This window comes from Streptomyces sp. NPDC006997 (assembly GCF_040635175.1).
Lineage (GTDB): Bacteria > Actinomycetota > Actinomycetes > Streptomycetales > Streptomycetaceae > Streptomyces.
In genome coordinates, this window is record NZ_JBEYHH010000031.1 from 17,238 (window position 1) to 36,010 (window position 18,773).

An 18,773-nucleotide genomic window follows, 5' to 3' on the forward strand; every position below is an offset into this window, starting at 1 on the left:
GAGCCCCCTGCCAGAGCGAAGCCGAGAGCCCGGGGGAGGTGGGCGCTGGGGGTACCCCCTGCTCGAAGAGCTCGGGGGGGACCCCGCGGCGCCCGGCCGCGCGACGCCCCGCCGGTCACCGCGTCTCCGCGAGCCACCCGTCCACCGGCCCCAACGTCACCATGCCGCTCCCCGCCCCCGCGAGTTGCCCGGCGGCAGGCCGCAGCCGGCCTTGAGCCTCCCGCAGCGCACGCCGGTCACCGACGCGCCCCGCCGCGGCAACCTGAACACAGCACAACGCCTCGTACATCAGACCCGGCGCCGGCTCGGGCAACCCCTCGGCCCCACCCCCCGCAAGCGCCTCCGCCCACGGCCGATACGGCCCCCAGTCCTCCCCCAGATCAACCTCCGGCTCCACCCCCCTCCCCAACCGCAGGCACGACAACGCCAACGGCAACAGCCCCCGCTCCACCCCCGGCATCCCCGCCCCCTCCAACCCCGCGGCAGCCCGCCGGTACGCCGCCTCGGCCCGCCGCGCACTACCACCGACGGCGACACGCAACGCCCGGTACCACCCGGTGAAGACCCCGACGAGGTTCAGCTCATGCCGTGCGGCAAGCCGATCCGCGGCCGAGGCGTGCGCGTCAGCCACCGCGAAGTCTCCCCGGGCCGACCGCGCCTGGAGCCGGATCAGGTGCCCCAGCACCTCGCTCGTGACCAGCCCCGTACGCGCCCCCAGCCCGACCAGCTCCACCCCGATCCGATCCCGACGGTCGGCCAGGCCCGCGCCGTCGCAGGACTGCATGAAGACGCCGTTGAGGGCGAACGCGAGCAGCGCGGGATCGTCCAGCCGCCGAGCGAGCGCCTCCGCCTCGACCGCGGCACGCGGACCGCGCGCCGAACGGACACCGCGGGTCTCCAGGGCGATCGTGGCGAGCAGCCGACAGCGCACGGGGTCCTCGGCGGGCCCCGGCGGCAGCGCGGCAAGGGTGCGCTCGGCCGCCGCGACCAGCCGGGCCGACTCCCCGGGATCGTCGGCGCGGGGCCAGATCGCGGGCACGTCGTAGGCGCCGATGATGCGGGCGGTGAGTTCCGGATCGCCGTACTCCTCCGCGGCGGTCACGGCGGCCAGCCGGGTCTCCTGGGCGGCCCGCAGCCCGCTGCCGCCCGTCACCGCGAGGGTGCGGATCAGACCGACCGTGGACTCCAACCGGGCCCGCGCGCCGGTGGCCACGGCCCGGTCGTACGCCTCCGCCGTGCGCTCCCACAGCCTGGCGGCGGTCGCGGCCGGTCCGCTGGGGGTGTCCAGACGGGGGTGCCGGGTGAGGATGTCGTCCTCCAGACGGCGCAGCTCGGGCCCGGGGTCGAGACCGAGCCGCCCGGCGAGTTCGCCGCGGCCCCGGCGCAGCACGGCGAGGGCGTCCGGCTGCCGTCCGGTGCGGTACAGCGCGAGCGCCAGCAGCCGCCGCGCCTCCTCGCGCCACGGGTGCTCGGTGAGGTGGGCCTCCAGGTCGGGCACCGCCTCGGCGGCCCGGCCCGCGCCGAGCCGGGCCGCCGCGAGCCGCTCCACGGCCGTCAGCCGCAACTCGGTGAGGCGGGCCCGCTCGGCGCGGGTGAAGTCGGCGTCGGCGAAGTCGGCGTAGGCGGGGCCGCGCCACAGCGCGAGGGCGGCGCCGAGGCGTTCGGCGGCCCGCTCGGGCGGCAGCGCCGCCGCCTCGCCCACCGCGGTCTCGAAACGCCGGGCGTCCACCGTGTCCGGGGCGGCGCGCAGGGCGTACCCGGGGCCCTCGGTGACCAGCAGCCGGGCCGGCGCGCGGGGCGGCCGGTCGGGTTCCAGGGCACGCCGCAGATCACCGACGAAGGTCCGTACGGCGCCCACGGCCCCCGCGGTCGGCTCCTCCCACAGGTCGTCGACGAGCAGCCCGACGGGCACGACGCGACGGCGGGCGACGAGCAGCCGGGCCAGGACGGCCCGGTGCCGGGGCCCCTTCAGGGCGACGGCGACGCCCCGGCGCTCGGCCGTGACCGGCCCGAGCACCCCGAACGCGACTCGCTCCATGCCGCTGCCTCCCCTGCCGTGACCGTACCGATCACTGAACTGGTCGTCGTACTGATCGCCGAACTGGTCGTCGAACTGGTCGTCGAACTGGTCGTCGTACTGATCGCCGAATTGGTCGTCGTACTGATTGTCCGCTGATCCGGCCCCGGCAGGCTCGGCGTGTCCGTCACCGGCGCCCGAGAGGAAAGCGCACCCCATGACATCCATCCCCGGCTTCCCGCAGCACCGCGTGCCCGTCGCCGACGGCGTCACCCTGAACGCCGCGGTCGGCGGCTCCGGCAGCCCCGTCGTTCTGCTGCACGGCTTCCCGCAGACCCACCTGATGTGGCGGCACGTCGCCGCCGACCTGGCGGCCGACCACACCGTCATCTGTCCCGACCTGCGCGGTTACGGCGCCAGCGACAAACCGGCTGAGGCGGCGGACGGGTCGGCGTACAGCAAGCGCGCTATGGCCGCCGACGTGGTGGCGCTGGCCCGCGCCCTCGGCCACGACCGGTTCGCGCTCGCGGGCCACGACCGGGGCGCGCTGGTCGCCTTCCGCGCCGGGCTCGACCACCCGGAGACGGTCACCCACCTGGCGCTGCTCGACATCGTGCCCACGCTGGACATGTGGGACGTGCTGCACGGCACCAGCGCGGCGGTGGGCTTCCACCTGTACCTGATGGCGCAGCCGCCCGGCCTGCCCGAGGAGCTGATCGGCGCCGCGCCGGACGCCTTCTTCGGCCACTTCCTCGACCTGTGGACCCGCGACCCCGACGCCGTGCCCGCCGAGGTCCGTGCCGCCTACCTGCGGGCCTGCCGGGAGTCCGTCCCGTCCATCGTCGCCGACTACCGGGCCTCGGCCGGTGTCGACGTGGAACACGACACGGCGGACCGCACGGCCGGAACGACCCTGCGGATGCCGGTGAGCGTCCTCCAGCAGGACTGGGGCGCCGCCCTCGGCTACGACGCCACCGCCCTCTGGCGTGCCTGGGCCCCCGACCTGAACCACTCCACGGTCACCTGCGGCCACTTCATGGCCGAGGAGGACCCGACGACGGTGGTGAAGGCCCTGCGCGACCTGCTGGCCCGCTAGCTCCCGCTTCAGCCCCGTCGCTGTGGCCCGTGGTCGCGCCGCGGCGACGGGTTCGTCGTGCCCGCCCGCCGCAGGACGCGGCCCCGCACGGCGTCCCTCCCGGGCTCAGCCCCCGTCGGGGGACAGGCGCAGGGAGATGGAGTTGATGCAGTACCGCTGGTCGGTCGGGGTCGGGTAGCCCTCGCCCTCGAAGACGTGGCCGAGGTGGGAGCCGCAGCGGGCGCAGCGGACCTCCGTGCGGACCATGCCGTGGGAGCGGTCCTCGATCAGCTCCACGGCGTCGGTGTCCTTCGGGTCGAAGAAGGACGGCCAGCCGCAGTGCGACTCGAACTTGGTGTCGGAGGTGAACAGCTCCGCGCCGCAGGCCCGGCAGGAGTAGACGCCCGTGGTCTTGGTGTCGGTGTACTCACCGGTGAAGGCGGGCTCCGTACCGGCCTGCCGCAGTACGGCGTACTCGGCCGGGGTCAGCTCCGCGCGCCACTGCTCGTCCGGCTTCTCGACGTCGTACGACATGAGCCTCAGCCCCTTCACTCACTTGCTCAGACGGTCCAGGATGCGCGGTCCGAGGTCGGTGACGTCGCCCGCGCCCATGGTCAGAACGAGATCACCGGCCTTCGCCATTCCCGCCACCACGTCGGGCACCTCCGCCTGGTCGTGGACGGCGGTGACGTCGACGCCCGCCGCGCGGGCCGCGTCGACGATCAGCGCGCTGGTGACGCCGGGGACCGGGTCCTCGCGGGCCGGGTAGATGTCGAGGACGACGGAGGCGTCCGCGAGGGTGAGGGACTCGCCCATCTCCTTGCCCAGCTCCTGGGTGCGGGAGAACAGGTGCGGCTGGAAGACGACGAGGATGCGGGCGTCACCGGCGGCGGCCCGCATCGCCTCCAGGTCGGCCGTCATCTCGGTCGGGTGGTGCGCGTAGGAGTCGACGACCTGCACCCCGGCCGCCTCGCCCTTGAGCTGGAGGCGCCGCTTGACGCCCGTGTAGGCGGCCAGCGCGGGGGCCAGTTCGGTGGCCGGGATGCCGAGGGCGGCGCCCGCCGCCAGCGCGGCGACCGCGTTGTGCGCGTAGTGGCGGCCGGGCACGGAGACCGCGAACGTCAGCTCCGCGCCGTCGAGCACCACCGTGACCTCGCTCCTCAGGCCCTGCGGTACGACGGACAGGACGCGCACGTCGGCGTCGTCCGCCTCGCCGTACGTCACCGTCCGCACCGTTCCGGCCAGCCGCCGGGTCAGCTCGCGCGCGCCCTCGTGGTCCGCGGAGACGACCAGGGTGCCGCCGGGGACGACACGGCGCGCGAAGGTCTCGAAGGACTCGTAGATCTCGTCCATCGACGCGTAGTTGGCGTGGTGGTCGAGTTCGACGTTGAGGACGATGGCGACCTCGGGGGCGTACTTGTGGAAGCTCCGGTCGCTCTCGTCCGCCTCCGCCACGAAGACCTCGCCCTGGCCGTGCCGGGCGTTGGAGCCGGGCACGTCGAGGTCGCCGCCGATGGCGTACGACGGCTCCCGGCCCAGCTCGGCCAGGGAGACGGCGAGCATGGAGGTGGTCGTGGTCTTGCCGTGGGTGCCCGCGACGGCGATCGGGCGCAGGCCGTCCATCAGCGCGGCCAGCGCGTCGGCGCGGTGCACCACGGGGATGCCCAGCTCGGCGGCGCGGGCCAGCTCGGGGTTGTCCGCGCGGATGGCCGAGGAGACGACGACACAGCTGGCGTCGTCGGCGAGGTGCGCGGCGGCGTGCCCGATGTGCACGGTCACGCCCAGCGCGCGCAGCGCGTCGGCGGTCTCGGACTCCCTGGCGTCGCTGCCCGCGACGGCGGCGCCCCGCTGGGCGAGGATCTTGGCGATCCCGGACATCCCGGCGCCGCCGATGCCGATGAAGTGCGGTCGGTCCATGGCGGTGGGAAGGCCGGGTGTCATGCGTGTGTCTCCCAAGATCCGGAAAGCGGGCGTGCGGAGGAAGCGTATAGAGCCGGACCCCAGCCTAGGCGGTGGGGCCCGGCCCGCCGGACGTCCCGCCCCGCCCACGGCCTACCGCGACGCCCCCTGGACGGACGTCACGCCTTGCTGTGGGAGAACAGCTTCAGCACCGGTACGCCCACCTTGTGCCGGGCGCGTGAGGCCCAGTCGCGGTGGAAGAACTCCTCCACGTAGTGCGGGTCGGTCAGCACGATCACCTCGTCCGCGCCGGTCTCCCCCACGAGCTTCCTCAGCGCGTCCAGGGGGTGGTCCTCGACGAGCCGTCCCTCCGCCGTGCTGCCGGAGGCGCGCAGGGCGGTGAGGGAGACCTCCAGGGCCTGCTGTCCGACGCTCTTCGCCGCCTCGCCCTCGGGCGTCTCCCCCTCGCGAACGGCCTCGTCCAGTTCGCCGAGGGCGACGTCGTCGATGGCCCGCAGCAGCCGGTCGGCCTGTTCGCCACGGGGCTGGAGCAGTACGTGGAAGGCGACCGGCTCGTCCCCGTGCAGGGTGGTGACGAACTCCACGTCGGCGGAGGTCAGGGCCTTCTCGATCATCAAAACGCTGGTGAACACCGGACGCCCCTTCTCTTCGAGGGCCGGTGGGCCCTCATGTCCTCCGTGGACCGGTGCCCGGCCCTGCGGAAACCATCCTTCCCCGTGTTCGCACGGGGACCGCGAGTCCTAGTGTGCCCATCGGAAGCTAAGCGGAACGGTAGATTCCACCGATTCGGCACCGGTTGTCCCGGCCGTCGGAACCGATCGCCCGGCCGTCGGAACCGGTGGCCCCGGCCGTCGGAACCGGTGGCCCCGGCCGTCGGACCCGGTTGGCCCGGCCGTCGTACGGTCACAGCCGACGGTAACGAGTGAAGAGGAAACCGTCCTCCTCCAGCAGCGACGCCAGTTCGAAGCGGTGCGGCACCGCCACCGACGGCCCCCCGGCGATCCGCTGCGCGTCCCCCGCGGTGAGCGTCGGGGACACGGTCAGGCACAACTCGTCCAGCACCTCGGCGGCCACCAGCTGCCCGAGCAGCCGCGGACCGCCCTCGGTGAGCAGCCGGGTGTACCCCAGGTCGGCGAGGGCACGCACCGCGCGCGCGGGGTCCACGCCCATCCCGTCACCGGCGGTCACCACCCGCGCCCCGGCCTTCTCGGCGGCGGCGACCCGGTCGGGGGCCGCGGCGGCGCCGGTGAGGACGAGGGTGGGCACCAGCGGCGAGGTGAACAGCGGCAGGGTGTAGTCCAGCTCCAGACTGGCGCTGACCACCGCGATCGCCGGGGCCGGGCCCTGCCCGGCCGCCTCCCGCAGCGCCGCGAACTCCGCACGCGCGCGTGCCGGGCGGTACCCCTCCCGGCGGACCGTTTCCGCACCGACCAGCACCACGTCCGCCAGCGCCCGCAGGGTGCCGAAGACGCGCATGTCGGTGGCGTGGGAGATGGGCTGCGACCGGCCGTCGTGCTGCGCGGCCCCGTCCAGCGTGGACACCATGTTGGCCCGCAGCCACACCCGCGGCCCGCCCGGCCCCGGCTCGGCCTCCGGATAGGCGTAGGCGTCGGCCAGCGCGGCGAGGCTCCACTCACCCCCCGCGGGCTCCTGGGTCGCTGTCTGGTCGGTCACAGGGAACAGGCGTCGCATGACGTGCAGTGTTCCACGACCCTTAGCATGGGTAACCGTGTCGTCTCCCACCTCCGGCTCCCCCGCCCCCGCCCCCGGCATCGGCCAGACCGCCGACGCCGCTCCGCTGTCCCTGTGCGCCCGCGAGCCGCACGTCCCCGCGGAGCGCCTGGTCGCCGAGATGGTGCCGCCACCGCGCTTCGACTCGGTCCGGTTCGGCACCTACCTACCGGACCCGAACCAGCCCAGCCAGAGCGAGGCCGTAAGGGTCCTGGAGGGCTTCGCGGCCGGACTCGGCGGCGCGACCGGCACCGGCAGGCCCACCGGCAGGCGCGGCCTCCTCGGCTTCGGCCGCGCGAAGGCCAGGCCCGCGACCGGCCCCCGCGGCGTCTACCTCGACGGCGGCTACGGCGTGGGCAAGACCCACCTGCTGGCCTCCCTGTGGCACGCCACCCCCGCCGAGCCCGCGCTGAAGGCGTTCGGCACCTTCGTGGAGCTGACGAACCTGGTCGGCGCCCTCGGCTTCCAGCAGACCGTGCGCACCCTCTCCGGCCACCGCCTGCTGTGCATCGACGAGTTCGAGCTGGACGACCCCGGCGACACCGTCCTGGTCTCCACCCTGCTCGGCAAGCTGGTCGACGCGGGCGTGGCGCTCGCCGCCACCTCCAACACCCTGCCCGGCAAGCTCGGCGAGGGCCGGTTCGCCGCCGCCGACTTCCTGCGCGAGATACAGGGCCTGTCCGCGCACTTCCACGCCCTGCGCATCGACGGCGAGGACTACCGCCACCGCGGGCTGCCCGAGGCCCCGCCGCCGTTCACCGACGAGCAGGTCACCCGGGCCGCGTACGCCACCGAGGGCGCCGCCCTCGACGACTTCCCGCACCTCCTGGACCACCTCGCCAGGGTCCACCCCAGCCGCTACGGCGCCCTCACCGACGGCCTGCGCGCGGTGTGCCTCACCGGTGTGCGCCCGGTGCCGGACCAGTCGACCGCCCTGCGCCTGGTGGTCCTCGCCGACCGGCTCTACGACCGGGAGGTCCCGGTGCTGGCGTCCGGTCTGCCCTTCGACCGGCTGTTCAGCGGGGAGATGCTGAGGGGCGGCTACCGCAAGAAGTACTTCCGCGCGATCTCCCGCCTCACCGCCCTGGCCCGCGACGCCGGAAGCCTCGTCCACGCCGGGTGACGGCCCCGGCGCCAGGCCATGGCCCCCGGCCCGGCACCGGCCTATCGTGGCAGGAGAAGCGGCAGCGGCAGGGGCAGGTGCGGCAGTCCAGGTCCCCGCCGCGGACCTCTGGGCGAGGAGGCCGTCATGGTGGAGGAACTGCTGACGGTGGCCGTGGCGGCCGGTGCCGCGGGCGCGGTGTACGTCGCCGCGGCGGCCCGGGTCGTCAAGCAGTACGAGCGCGGGGTGGTGCTCCGGCTCGGCCGGTTGCGGGGCGCCGTACGCCCGCCCGGCCTCACGCTGATCGTCCCGTTCGTGGACCGGCTCCACAAGGTCAACCTGCAGATCGTGACGATGCCCGTGCCCGCCCAGGAGGGCATCACGCGCGACAACGTCACGGTGAGGGTCGACGCGGTCGTCTACTTCAAGGTGGTCGACGCGGCGGCGGCGATCATCAACGTCGAGGACTACCGGTTCGCGGTCTCCCAGATGGCCCAGACGTCGCTGCGGTCGATCATCGGCAAGAGCGACCTCGACGACCTGCTGTCCAACCGCGAGAAGCTCAACCAGGGCCTGGAGCTGATGATCGACAGCCCGGCGATCGGCTGGGGCGTGCAGATCGACCGGGTGGAGATCAAGGACGTGTCGCTGCCGGACGCGATGAAGCGGTCCATGGCCCGGCAGGCCGAGGCCGACCGGGAGCGGCGGGCCCGGATCATCAACGCCGACGCGGAACTCCAGGCGTCCCGGAAGCTCGCCGAGGCGGCGCAGCAGATGGCCGACACCCCGGCCGCGCTCCAGCTGCGGCTGCTCCAGACGGTGGTCGCGGTCGCCGCCGAGAAGAACTCCACGCTGGTGCTGCCCTTCCCGGTGGAGCTGCTGCGCTTCCTGGAGAAGGCCCAGGAGCAGCCGCGTCCGGGGGAACTCACCCCACGTCGGGAGTGACCCGCGCTACGCGCGTGGTTCCGGTGATCGACGGCCGGTGGTAGACACGTCGGCGCACAGTCCTGTCCGCCAGCAGGAAGGTCCGCCATGTCCAAGACAGAGTCGTCCGGAACGCGTCCGTCCGCGACGGAGTCCTCCGAGACAGCGCCGGCTGAGACCCGCACGCCGCGCACCGACACCTCCGTGACCCGCCGTCGGCTGCTCGCCCGCACCGGGGCCGCGGGCGTGGGCATCGCCTTCGCCGGGTCCCTGACCGACCTCTTTGCCGGTACGGCCGCCGCCCAGGGCCTCGGCCAGCACGGGTACGGCCCCCTCGTCCCCGACCCGGACGGGCTGCTCGACCTGCCGAAGGGGTTCCGCTACCGGGTGCTCTCCCGCGAGGGCGACCCGCTGCGCTCCGGCGAGGGGCAGGTGCCGTCCCACCATGACGGCATGGCGGCGTTCGGCGGTCGGCACGGCCGGGTCCACCTCGTCCGCAACCACGAGAACCGCCCCACCGCCGCGATCCGCGTCCCGGCCGTCGAGGGCCTCACCTACGACCCGGCGGGCATGGGCGGCTGCACGGCGCTGACCCTGGACCGGGACGGCGGCGTACGCGCCGAGCGGGTCGCGATCGCCGGTACGGCCGTCAACTGCGCGGGCGGCCCGACGCCCTGGGGCACCTGGCTGACCTGCGAGGAGACCGAGGACCGGGCCGGCACCAACGGCTACGCCAAGGACCACGGCTTCATCTTCGAGGTGGACCCGGTGGACCCCCGCCGCACCGGTGCCGTCCCGCTGACCGCGATGGGCCGCTTCCAGCACGAGGCCATCGCGGTCGACCCGCGCACCGGCGTCGTCTACGAGACGGAGGACGCCTTCCAGCGCCCCTTCGGCCTGTTCTACCGCTTCCTGCCCGAGCGCCCGCTCGGCGGCACCGGCTCGCTGCGCGCGGGCGGCCGGCTCCAGGCGATGCGGGTGCCGGGCGTGCCCGACCTGTCCGCGGTCCAGGAGCCGGGCGCGCGCTTCGACGGCGTGGAGTGGGCGGACGTACCGGACCCGCTGGCCACCGACACCCCCGTCCGGCTGCAGGACTTCGGCCCGCGCGGCATCACCCACGCGCAGAAGCTGGAGGGCTGCTACTGGGGCGGGCGCAGCGTGTACTTCGTGTCGTCGTTCGCGCGCAGCGGCGACGGCTCGGCGGCCGACCACTTCGGGCAGATCTGGCGCTACGACCCGGCGGGCCGCCACCTCACCCTGGTCGTCGTCTTCGGCCCGGACACCGACATCCAGCTCCCCGGCGAGTCCCCCGACAACATCTGCCTCGCCCCCAGCGGCGGCCTGATGGTCTGCGAGGACGGCGGCGGCGCCCAGCACGTCTACGGCGTCACCCGGCGCGGCGAGGTCTACGCCCTGGCCCGCAACCGGCAGAACACCGGCACCGAGGAGGAGCCGCAGTGGGGCGAGTTCGCGGGCGTCACCTTCTCCCCCGACGGCTCGACCATGTACGTCAACTGCTACACCCCGGGCACGACCTTCGCGGTGACCGGCCCCTGGGCGGGGCGGCCGGGCAGGTGACCGGCGCGGGGGCGGGGCGGCCAGGCAGGTGACCCGGCGCGGGGGCGGGGCGGCCAGGCAGGTGACCCGCCCGCCGCGTCACCACCGACCGGGAGACTGATCATCGTACTTTCCTACGGTGATCAGTCATGCACGCACGGCCGTCACCGCCGCCCTCCTGGGCGCCGCGGTCGCCGCACTCACCGCCTGCGGCACCCAGGAGGCCCCCCGCTCCGCCCCACCGGCCCCGTCCACCCCGGCGGCCGCGGTCTCCCGCCCGCCGACGCTGGCGCCGGGGCCCGCCGGGCTGGCGCCCGTCTTCGAGAACGGCCCGCGCGACCACGGCAAGGCCGTCGCCCTCACCTTCGACGCCGACATGACCGCCGACCAGGGGCCGCGGGCGGCGGCGGGTGAGCGGTTCGACCACCCGGAGCTGATCGCGGCGCTGCGGGCGCTGAAGGTCCCGGCCACCGTGTTCATGACGGGGCGGTGGGCCGAGGAGTACCCCGTGCAGGCCCGCTCCATCGGCCGCGACCCGCTCTTCGAGGTCGCCAACCACTCCTACAGCCACCACGCCTTCACCGCCGACTGCCACGGGCTGCCCACCCTCGACGCCGACCGGATGCGGGCGGACGTGGAGCGCGCGTACGCCACCTTCCGCGCGGTGGGCGTGCCGGACGCGATGCCCTACTTCCGCTTCCCCGGCGGCTGCTACGACCGGCGGGCGCTGCGGGCCCTCGGCGCCACCGGCGTCACCGCCGTGCAGTGGGACGTGGTCAGCGGCGACGCGTTCGCGACCGACGCCGACGCGGTGGCCCGGCAGGTGCTGGACGGCGTGCGCCCCGGCTCCGTCGTCGTCCTGCACTGCACCCGCAGCGCCGCCCCCACGACCGAACGCGCCCTGCGCCGGATCGTGCCCGAGCTGCGGGCGCGGGGGTACCGGTTCGTGAAGGTGTCCGAGCTGATCGGCGCCACGGGCGGCAGGCGCTGAGCGACTTACGGCGGTCGGCGCTGGGCGACTCACGGCGGTCGGCGCTGGGCGACTTGCGCTGGAGGCATGAGCGACGCCGGTGACACCGACCGCGGTTCGATGGGGATCCCCCCTGTTCGAGCGAAGTCGAGAACTTGGGGGAGGCAGGAGGCGCAGCGGACGGCCTGCTCGGGGTGATGTCCCTGCTGGCACACTGGGGGCGTGAGCGACAGTCCCTTCCGTCATGAGTCCACCCAGCGCGACCAGGCACCGCAGTTCGTGCTGCCGCTGGTCGCGCGGATCGAGCGGTCCGCGCCGCCCGCGCGGACGGACGCGCTGGAGACGGCCGCCCGCGCGGTGCTGGTGATGCTGGGCGACGAGCGGTCGCTGGGCGACGGCGAGTGGGCCGAGGCCGTGCGGGACTGGCAGGTCGGCCGGATCCGCAAGGTGGTGCGGCGGGCGCGCGGCGCGGAGTGGCGGCGCGCGGAGGCACTGCCCGGGATGACGGTCACCGGGAAGTCGGCGGAGGTGCGGGTCTTCCCGCCCGTGCCGCTGGACGGCTGGCCCAGGGACCTGGCCCGGCTCCAGGTCTCCGGCACCGACCTCGACGACCCCGAGCCCCCCACCCCGGCCGACCGGGGCGCTCCCGTGCTGTGGCTCAGTCCCGAGGTGGAGATGTCGGCGGGCAAGGCGATGGCGCAGGCCGGGCACGGCGCGCAGCTCGCCTGGTGGGAACTGTCCGCCGGGGAACGCGCGGTCTGGCACGACGCGGGCTTCCCGCTCGCCGTCCGTACCGCCGACCCGGCCGACTGGGCCGCCCTCACCGCCAGCGGTCTCCCGGTGGTCCGCGACGCGGGCTTCACGGAGATCGCCCCCGGCAGCTGCACGGTCGTGGCCGACCACCCGGCGCTGCGCCGCTGACCCGGCGGCGGTAGCCGATCGTCCAACCTCAAATGTTCCTCTGAAGGTGCGCGGGACGGGGTTCGGCGTGTGCCGCGGTGGGCCATACCCCGGGGAAAGGTGCCGAGGAGGGGGACGGGCCATGGAACCGCTGGGTACGGGGATCGGGTGGCGGCCGGAGATCGCGGACGCCGTGGCGGGGATGCCGGGCGTGGACTGGGTCGAGGTCGTCGCCGAGAACGTCTGCCCGGGGCATCTCCCGGAACCCCTGCGGCAGTTGCTCGCGCGCGGGGTGACGGTGGTTCCGCACGGGGTCTCGCTCGGGCTCGGCGGCGCGGACCGGCCGGACGCGGACCGGCTGACCGCCTTCGCCGAGCGGGCCGAGGCGCTGGGCTCGCCGCTGGTCACCGAGCACATCGCCTTCGTCCGCGCGGGCGGGCCGCAGACCGCGTCGCCGCGTCTGGAGGCGGGCCATCTGCTGCCGGTGCCGCGCACCCGGGACGCCCTCGACGTGCTGTGCGAGAACGTCCGCGTCGCGCAGGACGCGCTGCCCGTGCCGCTCGCCGTCGAGAACATCGCCGCGCTGTTCTCCTGGCCGGGCGAGGAGATGACGGAGGGCCAGTTCCTCTACGACCTCGCCGACCGCACCGGCGTGCGCCTCCTGATCGACGTGGCCAACCTGCACACCAACCACGTCAACCGCGGGGAGGACCCGGCCGAGGCGCTCGCCGACCTGCCGCTGGAGGCCCTCGCCTACGTCCATGTCGCGGGCGGCTTCCAGCGCGACGGGGTCTGGCACGACAGCCACGCCCACCCCGTTCCGCGGCCGGTCCTCGACATCCTCACCGACCTCGCCGCCCGGGTCCGGCCGCCGGGCGTCCTGCTGGAACGCGACGAGAACTTCCCGGTACCGGCGGAGCTGGAACGGGAACTGACGGCGATCGGGGAGGCGGTGGCGAAGGGACGCGCTCAGGCGGCACCGGAGGCGGTGGCGAGCGGGCACGCACAGCCCACACCGGACGCGGTCACGGAAAGGCACACACAGCCCACACCGGACGCCCCGCCGGGGCCAAGGACCAGCACGGTGACCGTGCCGCCGACGCCGGACGGGGCGCGGCAGCGGCTCGCCCTGCGGCAGACGGCCCTGCTCTCCGCGCTGGTCGCGGGCACCCCCGCGCCGGAGGGGTTCGACGGGGTGCGGCTGCGGACGCAGTCCCGGGCGCTCGCCGGGAAGCGGGCGGACGTGGTGGCCAAGGTAGCCCCGGAGCTGCCCCGGATCCTCGGCGGCGACTACCGCTCCGCCTTCCTCGCCTACGCCCGCGCCCACCCGATGACCGGCGGCTACCGGCGCGACGCCCTGGACTTCGCCGCGAGCCTGCTGGACGCCGGGCGTCCGGGGGAGGCGCGGGCCCGGCGGGAGTTGCGGGAGTGGTGGCTGGAGCGTTCGGGACCGGCGCCGCGTGCGGCACGGCGGACACCGGTGCGGCTCGACTGGGCGCTGCGGCGGGGGCGGCGGCTGCTGGGGCAGCGACCGCCGGGGCGGCGGTCGACGGTGTGACGTAAGGGGCGGTTCCACCCGAGGCGGAACGTCACGTACCGGCAACTTCGGTGCCCGGATAGTGAACGGGGTGTGGCCAACCCCAGGTCATTGGCATAGAAACACGGCATGTTCTGGGTCCTGCTCCTGCTGCCCGCCTGGGTCGTCGCCGGCGTGGCGTGTACGCGGTTGTGTCTGGCGGCCGTGCGCGCGGCGGCGGTGGACACCGCACCCGGCGGGAGACGTCAGCTCACCCTCTACGAGGCCGCCTTCCTCTCCGGCGGCCCGGCCCGGGTCGCCGACCTGACGCTGGTGTCGATGGCCCGTCAGCGCCGGTTGCTGCTCGCCCACACCGGCTGGGCCACCGTCGTCGACCCGCGCGGACGCGATGACATCGAGCGGTCGGTGATCGGGGCGATCGGCCCGGAGGGGCAGTCCCCCATCGCGCCGGTGCGGACGGCGACGGCCGCCGCGGACCCGGTGCGGGGTCTCGCCGACGGGCTGGTCCGCGCGGGCCTCGCCGTGCCGGACGGGTCGCGCACGACGGTCGGGGCCGGTATCCGCCAGGTGCGGCTGGCCGCGCTGGTCGTGCTGGCGCTGGGCGTGACGGCGCTGCTGGCGCCCGCCGGGCTGCTGCCCACGACGACGGAGACGCCGCGCCCGCTGATCGCCCTGTGGTTCGCGCTGCCACTGACACTCACGGTGAGCTGCCTGATCATCGCCCGCATCGAGGTGCACCCCTACTCCCGCTGGGCCTCCCCCGCCGGTCAGCGCCTGCTGGGCGCCCTGACCCGCCGCAGCGCCCGCACCACCGGCGACGACCACGCCTACCTGGCCACCGTCGCCGTACGGGGCATACGTGCCGTGGGCGAGCCGGACCTCCGCGCGGCGTTCGCCCACCGCGCGCAGTACGCCCGCGACTGACCCGGGGCGTACAGGGGCATTGGCGCCGACACCCGGGCGCGGTGCTTGCCTTCGACGACGGGCGCCCGAAACATCCCTTTCGCCACCTCCGTGCAGCGAAGGGATACGCGATGCGAGCAGCCGCCCTCTCCTCGGCCACCGGGTCAGCCCTGCTCCTGGCCACCCTGGTGGCCGCCCCGGCGGGCGGCACCCCGGCGGGCGGTGATGCCCCGGCCCGGCCCGGGGTGTCGGCCGAGGCGCGCGGCACCGCCGTGGCCGCCGCCCGGGCCCGCGCCGCCGGTATCGAGTTCGGCACCTGCGCCCAGGCGCAGGACATGCCGGGCGACCTGCGCTGCGGCACGGTCAGCGTCCCGCTGGACTACGCCCGCCCGCACGGGAAGCAGATCCGGCTCACCGTCAGCCGGGTGCGCGCCACCGGCCGGGACCCGCGCGACGGCGGGCGCCGGGTGCCCCGGCAGGGCGCCCTCGTCTACAACCCGGGCGGACCCGGCGACTCCGGCCTGTACTTCCCGCTCGTCGGCATGGTCCCGGAGTGGAAGCGCCTGGCGGGCGCCTACGACCTCGTCGGCTACGCCCCGCGCGGGGTCGGCCCGTCGGCGCCGCTGTCCTGCGAGGACCCCGCCCGGTTCTTCGAGGGGCCCTCGCCAGCCCCCACCCACCCCTCGGAGGCGTACAAGCGGGAGCAGGTCGCGCGGGCGAAGGCGTACGCGCGCGGCTGCGCCGAGCGGTCCGGCGACGCCCTGCGGCACTACCACTCCCTGAACAACGCCCGCGACCTGGACGTCCTGCGCGCCGCCCTCGGTGAGCGGAAGCTGACGTTCATGAGCGGTTCGTACGGCACGTACTTCGGGGCGCTGTACGCGACGCTGTTCCCGTCGCACGTACGGCGGATGGTGTTCGACTCGGCGGTGAACCCGGACCCGGCCGGGATCTGGTACCGCAACAACCTCGCCCAGTCCGCCGCGTTCGAGGACCGCTGGACGGAGCTGCGGGAGTGGATCGCCGCCCACCACGCCGTGTACGGCCTCGGCCGCACCGCCGAGGAGGTGCGGCGCTCCTACGAACGGGCGCGGGCGCGGCTCGCCGCCGCACCGGCGGGCGGGAAGGTCGGCCCCGGGCAGTTGCAGAACGCGTTCCTGACGGCCGGGTACTACGACGACTACTGGCCGCACCGCGCGCACGCCCTGTCGGCCTACCTGAAGGGCGATCCGCAGCCGCTCGTCGACATCGCCGCGCCGCCCGAGGAGGCCGCGGCCGAGGCGGAGAACTCCAGCGCGGTCTACACGGCCGTGGAGTGCAACGACGCGCCCTGGCCGACGGACTTCGCGGTCTGGGACCGGGACAACACCCGGCTCGCGCGGGTGGCGCCCTTCGAGACCTGGGACAACGCGTGGATGAATCTGCCGTGCGCCTTCTGGCAGGCGCCCCGGCAGCGGCCCCTGGACGTCCGCACCGGCCCCGGTGAGCTGCCGCCGACGCTGATCCTGGCCGCCGAGCGGGACGCCGCCGCCCCGTACGAGGGCGCCCTCGAACTGCACCGGCGGCTGTCCGGCTCGACGCTGGTCACCGAGCACGACGCGGGCACGCACGGCGTCGCCTACGGCCCCAACGCCTGCGTCAACGCCCATGTGGACGCCTACCTGCTGGAGGGCCGCCTCCCGGCCCGGCGCGCGTCCTGCGCGGGCCGTCCGCTGCCGGAGCCGACGACGCCGGACGGCGACCGGTCCGCCCGCCCCGCGGCCTGAGCGGGGGAGCCCGAGCCGGGAAACCCGAGCGGGGACGCCTACGCCAGCCCCGCCACCAGCTCCGTCACCGACTTGCGGCGACCGGTGTAGAACGGCACCTCCTCGCGGACGTGCAGCCGCGCCTCCGAGCCGCGCAGATGGCGCATCAGGTCGACGATGCGGTACAGCTCGTCGGCCTCGAAGGCGAGGATCCACTCGTAGTCCCCGAGGGAGAACGAGGCGACCGTGTTGGCGCGCACGTCGGGGTAACCGCGCGCCATCTTGCCGTGGTCGGCGAGCATCCGGCGGCGGTCCTCCTCCGGCAGCAGGTACCAGTCGTAGGAGCGCACGAAGGGGTACACGCTGATGTACTCGCGCGGGGTCTCGTCGGCGAGGAACGCCGGGATGTGCGCGCGGTTGAACTCGGCGGGCCGGTGCAGCGCCATGTTCGACCAGACGGGCTCCAGCGCGCGCCCCAGCCTCGTCCGGCGGAAGAGGTTGTACGCGTCCTGGAGCTGGTCGGCGGTCTCGGCGTGCCACCAGATCATCACGTCGGCGTCGGCGCGCAGCCCGGAGACGTCGTAGGTGCCGCGGACGGTGACGTCCTTGGCGGCGAGCTGGTCGAACAGCTCCTGGACCTCGTCGGCGTAGCCCGCGCGGTCCTCGGGGAGGACGTCCTTCAGCCGGAAGACGGACCACAGGGTGTAGCGGATGACCTCGTTGAGGTCCTTGGCCAGCTTGCCCTTGTTGGGGATGCGGCCGGTGGCGGTGGTGGGGGCTTCGTCGCTCATGCTTCCTATTCTCCTGTTCCACCCTGCGCGCGGGGCACCGGGTGGGCGGTGACTTGCTCCACGCCGCGCGGGTCGCCGAGGGCGCGGTCGGCGGCGGTGCGGGCGCCTGCGATACAGGCGGGGATGCCGACGCCGTCGTAGGCGGCGCCGCAGACGGCGAGGCCGGGGAGCTTGCCGAGGTGCTCGCGGACGCGGGCCACGCGCGCGTGGTGGCCCACGACGTACTGCGGCAGGCCGTCGTCCCAGCGGGTGACGCGGGTGGCGACGGGGGCGGCGTCCAGACCGGTCGCCGCGCGCAGGTCGGCGCGGGAGACGGCGACCAGGTCGGCGTCGTCGCGCCGGAGGATCTCCGTCTCGCCGTACCGCCCGAGGGAGGTGCGCAGGACGACCACGTCGGGGTCGTCCTCGGCGATCCAGCCCCACTTGCGGGAGGCGAAGGTGGACGCCTTGATGGTGTGTCCGTCGACCGGCGGGACGAGGAAGCCGCTGCCCTCGGGGAGCGTCTCGGCGTCGGCGCGCCGGTAGGCGAGGGTGACCAGCGCCATCGACGCGTACTCCACGGCGGCCAGTTCGGCCGCCGCCGCGGGAGCCTCGGCGCGCAGCAGGTCGGCGGCGGCGCGGGCGGGCACGGCGACGACCACGGCGTCCGCGCGCAGCACCCGGTCCCCGGCGGTGATCCGCCAGCCGCCGTCGGCGTCCCGGCGCAGCCCGGTCACCGGGGTGTCCGTGTGGACCTCGCCGCCGCGCGCGCGGACGGACTCCGCGACCGCCGGCGGCAGGCTGCCGACGCCGCCCTCGATGCCCATGAACACCGGCCCTGACGGCGCGGCGGCGGCCGTGGCCGTCCTGGCCTGGAGGTCGCGGACCGCCTCGGTGAGCGAGTCGTGCGTGCGGGCGGCCTCGAAGAGCTGGGGGACGGCCGCGCGCATCGAGATGCGGTACGCGTCGCCCGCGTAGACGCCGCCGAGCAGGGGTTCCACCAGCCGGTCGACGACCTCGCGGCCGAGCCGGGCCGCCACGTACTCCCCCACCGCCACGTCGTCGCCGACCTCGGTGCGGGGCAGGTCGGCGTCGCGCTCGACGCGCGCGAGGCCCTCGTCGGACAGCACGCCGCTGAGCGCGGCGGCGCTGCCGGGGACGCCCATGACGTGGCCCTTGGGCATGGGGCGCAGGGCGCCGCGGGTCCAGAGCGCGGCGCTGGTGGTGGCGGGGGCCTGGAGGCGGTCGGCGAGGCCGGTCTCGCGCGCGAGGGCGACGGCCTCGGGGCGGCGGGCCAGCATCGACTCGGCGCCGAGGTCGACGCGGACGCCCGCGATCTCACCGGGCAGCAGCTTGCCGCCGACCCGGCCGGACGACTCCAGGACGGTGACGCGCGCGCCGTGGCCGAGGGCCTGGTGGGCGGCGGCCAGTCCGGCGATCCCGGCTCCGATGACGACGACGTGTGTGCTGTCCGTTGCTCCTACGCCCATGGCTCCGCTTCCTGCTGCGCTCATGGGTCCACCCTCTCAGACACCACTGACGGTTCCACCAGGGCCATCTGGCCCCACCGCGCGCTCCCGGCCGTGACCGCAAGGGCCATGTGGCCCCGCCGAGTCCCGACC

The 18,773-nt window shown here is 75.0% G+C and carries 16 protein-coding genes; 9 read left to right on the top strand and 7 right to left on the bottom strand.

Going from position 1 to position 18,773, the window contains the following annotated elements:
• Positions 1-115 precede the first annotated feature (115 nt).
• On the bottom strand, positions 116-2,038 hold the full coding sequence (locus ABZ659_RS26965; protein ID WP_360224789.1) for an AfsR/SARP family transcriptional regulator: 1,923 nt from the start codon (positions 2,036-2,038) through the stop codon (positions 116-118).
• A gap of 196 nt (positions 2,039-2,234) precedes the next feature.
• On the opposite strand from ABZ659_RS26965, the gene ABZ659_RS26970 reads away from it, so the two are divergent.
• Positions 2,235-3,113, top strand: a complete 879-nt coding sequence (locus ABZ659_RS26970) for an alpha/beta hydrolase (RefSeq protein WP_360224791.1) — start codon at positions 2,235-2,237, stop codon at positions 3,111-3,113.
• Between the two features lie 105 nt (positions 3,114-3,218).
• Here ABZ659_RS26970 and msrB read toward each other — a convergent pair whose 3' ends face one another.
• From msrB to ABZ659_RS26990, 4 genes are all read right to left on the bottom strand, one after another.
• Positions 3,219-3,626 (bottom strand): peptide-methionine (R)-S-oxide reductase MsrB, encoded by a 408-nt coding sequence (msrB, locus tag ABZ659_RS26975; RefSeq protein ID WP_360224793.1) that lies wholly within the window; start codon positions 3,624-3,626, stop codon positions 3,219-3,221.
• An 18-nt stretch (positions 3,627-3,644) separates the two neighbouring features.
• Positions 3,645-5,033: a UDP-N-acetylmuramate--L-alanine ligase gene (murC, locus tag ABZ659_RS26980; RefSeq protein ID WP_360224795.1), complete on the bottom strand. Its 1,389-nt coding sequence runs from the start codon at positions 5,031-5,033 to the stop codon at positions 3,645-3,647.
• A 137-nt stretch (positions 5,034-5,170) separates the two neighbouring features.
• Positions 5,171-5,644, bottom strand: a complete 474-nt coding sequence (locus tag ABZ659_RS26985) for an indole-3-glycerol phosphate synthase (protein ID WP_360224797.1) — start codon at positions 5,642-5,644, stop codon at positions 5,171-5,173.
• A 271-nt stretch (positions 5,645-5,915) separates the two neighbouring features.
• The gene (locus ABZ659_RS26990; RefSeq protein WP_360224799.1) at positions 5,916-6,704 is read right to left on the bottom strand and encodes a pyrimidine reductase family protein; all 789 of its coding nucleotides are present in this window, start codon (positions 6,702-6,704) and stop codon (positions 5,916-5,918) included.
• Between ABZ659_RS26990 and zapE the strand changes: the two genes are divergently transcribed.
• The 8 genes from zapE (at position 6,703) to ABZ659_RS27030 (ending at position 16,402) form a co-directional block, all read left to right on the top strand.
• Complete coding sequence (gene zapE, locus ABZ659_RS26995) at positions 6,703-7,866, top strand: cell division protein ZapE (RefSeq protein WP_360224801.1); 1,164 nt, start codon at positions 6,703-6,705, stop codon at positions 7,864-7,866. The genes ABZ659_RS26990 and zapE overlap by 2 nt on opposite strands.
• Positions 7,867-7,992: 126 nt before the next feature.
• On the top strand, positions 7,993-8,790 hold the full coding sequence (locus tag ABZ659_RS27000) for a slipin family protein (protein WP_360224803.1): 798 nt from the start codon (positions 7,993-7,995) through the stop codon (positions 8,788-8,790).
• Positions 8,791-8,877: 87 nt separating this feature from the next.
• Positions 8,878-10,347 carry an alkaline phosphatase PhoX gene (locus ABZ659_RS27005; RefSeq protein ID WP_360224805.1) on the top strand — a complete coding sequence of 490 codons (1,470 nt, stop codon included), beginning with the start codon at positions 8,878-8,880 and terminating at the stop codon, positions 10,345-10,347.
• A gap of 118 nt (positions 10,348-10,465) precedes the next feature.
• On the top strand, positions 10,466-11,317 hold the full coding sequence (locus ABZ659_RS27010) for a polysaccharide deacetylase family protein (protein WP_360224807.1): 852 nt from the start codon (positions 10,466-10,468) through the stop codon (positions 11,315-11,317).
• 201 nt (positions 11,318-11,518) lie between these two features.
• On the top strand, positions 11,519-12,217 hold the full coding sequence (locus ABZ659_RS27015) for a peptidyl-tRNA hydrolase (RefSeq protein ID WP_360224809.1): 699 nt from the start codon (positions 11,519-11,521) through the stop codon (positions 12,215-12,217).
• Between the two features lie 121 nt (positions 12,218-12,338).
• The gene (locus ABZ659_RS27020; protein ID WP_360224810.1) at positions 12,339-13,754 is read left to right on the top strand and encodes a DUF692 domain-containing protein; all 1,416 of its coding nucleotides are present in this window, start codon (positions 12,339-12,341) and stop codon (positions 13,752-13,754) included.
• Positions 13,755-13,862: 108 nt separating this feature from the next.
• On the top strand, positions 13,863-14,657 hold the full coding sequence (locus ABZ659_RS27025; RefSeq protein ID WP_360224812.1) for a TIGR04222 domain-containing membrane protein: 795 nt from the start codon (positions 13,863-13,865) through the stop codon (positions 14,655-14,657).
• 110 nt (positions 14,658-14,767) lie between these two features.
• Positions 14,768-16,402: an alpha/beta hydrolase gene (locus tag ABZ659_RS27030; protein WP_360224814.1), complete on the top strand. Its 1,635-nt coding sequence runs from the start codon at positions 14,768-14,770 to the stop codon at positions 16,400-16,402.
• A gap of 38 nt (positions 16,403-16,440) precedes the next feature.
• Here ABZ659_RS27030 and hemQ read toward each other — a convergent pair whose 3' ends face one another.
• Together hemQ and hemG are read right to left on the bottom strand one after the other, a co-directional pair.
• The gene (gene hemQ / locus ABZ659_RS27035; protein WP_360224816.1) at positions 16,441-17,172 is read right to left on the bottom strand and encodes a hydrogen peroxide-dependent heme synthase; all 732 of its coding nucleotides are present in this window, start codon (positions 17,170-17,172) and stop codon (positions 16,441-16,443) included.
• Positions 17,173-17,177: 5 nt separating this feature from the next.
• Positions 17,178-18,641: a protoporphyrinogen oxidase gene (gene hemG, locus ABZ659_RS27040; protein ID WP_360224818.1), complete on the bottom strand. Its 1,464-nt coding sequence runs from the start codon at positions 18,639-18,641 to the stop codon at positions 17,178-17,180.
• Between the last annotated feature and the right edge of the window lie 132 nt (positions 18,642-18,773).

Coding starts and splice junctions, on each gene's coding strand:
- ABZ659_RS26965 (WP_360224789.1), bottom strand. CDS start 2,038: ATGGAGCGAGTCGCGTTCGGGGTGCTCGGGCCGGTCACGGCCGAGCGC.
- ABZ659_RS26970 (WP_360224791.1), top strand. CDS start 2,235: ATGACATCCATCCCCGGCTTCCCGCAGCACCGCGTGCCCGTCGCCGAC.
- msrB (WP_360224793.1), bottom strand. CDS start 3,626: ATGTCGTACGACGTCGAGAAGCCGGACGAGCAGTGGCGCGCGGAGCTG.
- murC (WP_360224795.1), bottom strand. CDS start 5,033: ATGACACCCGGCCTTCCCACCGCCATGGACCGACCGCACTTCATCGGC.
- zapE (WP_360224801.1), top strand. CDS start 6,703: ATGACGTGCAGTGTTCCACGACCCTTAGCATGGGTAACCGTGTCGTCT.
- ABZ659_RS26990 (WP_360224799.1), bottom strand. CDS start 6,704: ATGCGACGCCTGTTCCCTGTGACCGACCAGACAGCGACCCAGGAGCCC.
- ABZ659_RS27000 (WP_360224803.1), top strand. CDS start 7,993: ATGGTGGAGGAACTGCTGACGGTGGCCGTGGCGGCCGGTGCCGCGGGC.
- ABZ659_RS27005 (WP_360224805.1), top strand. CDS start 8,878: ATGTCCAAGACAGAGTCGTCCGGAACGCGTCCGTCCGCGACGGAGTCC.
- ABZ659_RS27020 (WP_360224810.1), top strand. CDS start 12,339: ATGGAACCGCTGGGTACGGGGATCGGGTGGCGGCCGGAGATCGCGGAC.
- ABZ659_RS27025 (WP_360224812.1), top strand. CDS start 13,863: ATGTTCTGGGTCCTGCTCCTGCTGCCCGCCTGGGTCGTCGCCGGCGTG.
- ABZ659_RS27030 (WP_360224814.1), top strand. CDS start 14,768: ATGCGAGCAGCCGCCCTCTCCTCGGCCACCGGGTCAGCCCTGCTCCTG.
- hemQ (WP_360224816.1), bottom strand. CDS start 17,172: ATGAGCGACGAAGCCCCCACCACCGCCACCGGCCGCATCCCCAACAAG.
- hemG (WP_360224818.1), bottom strand. CDS start 18,641: ATGGGCGTAGGAGCAACGGACAGCACACACGTCGTCGTCATCGGAGCC.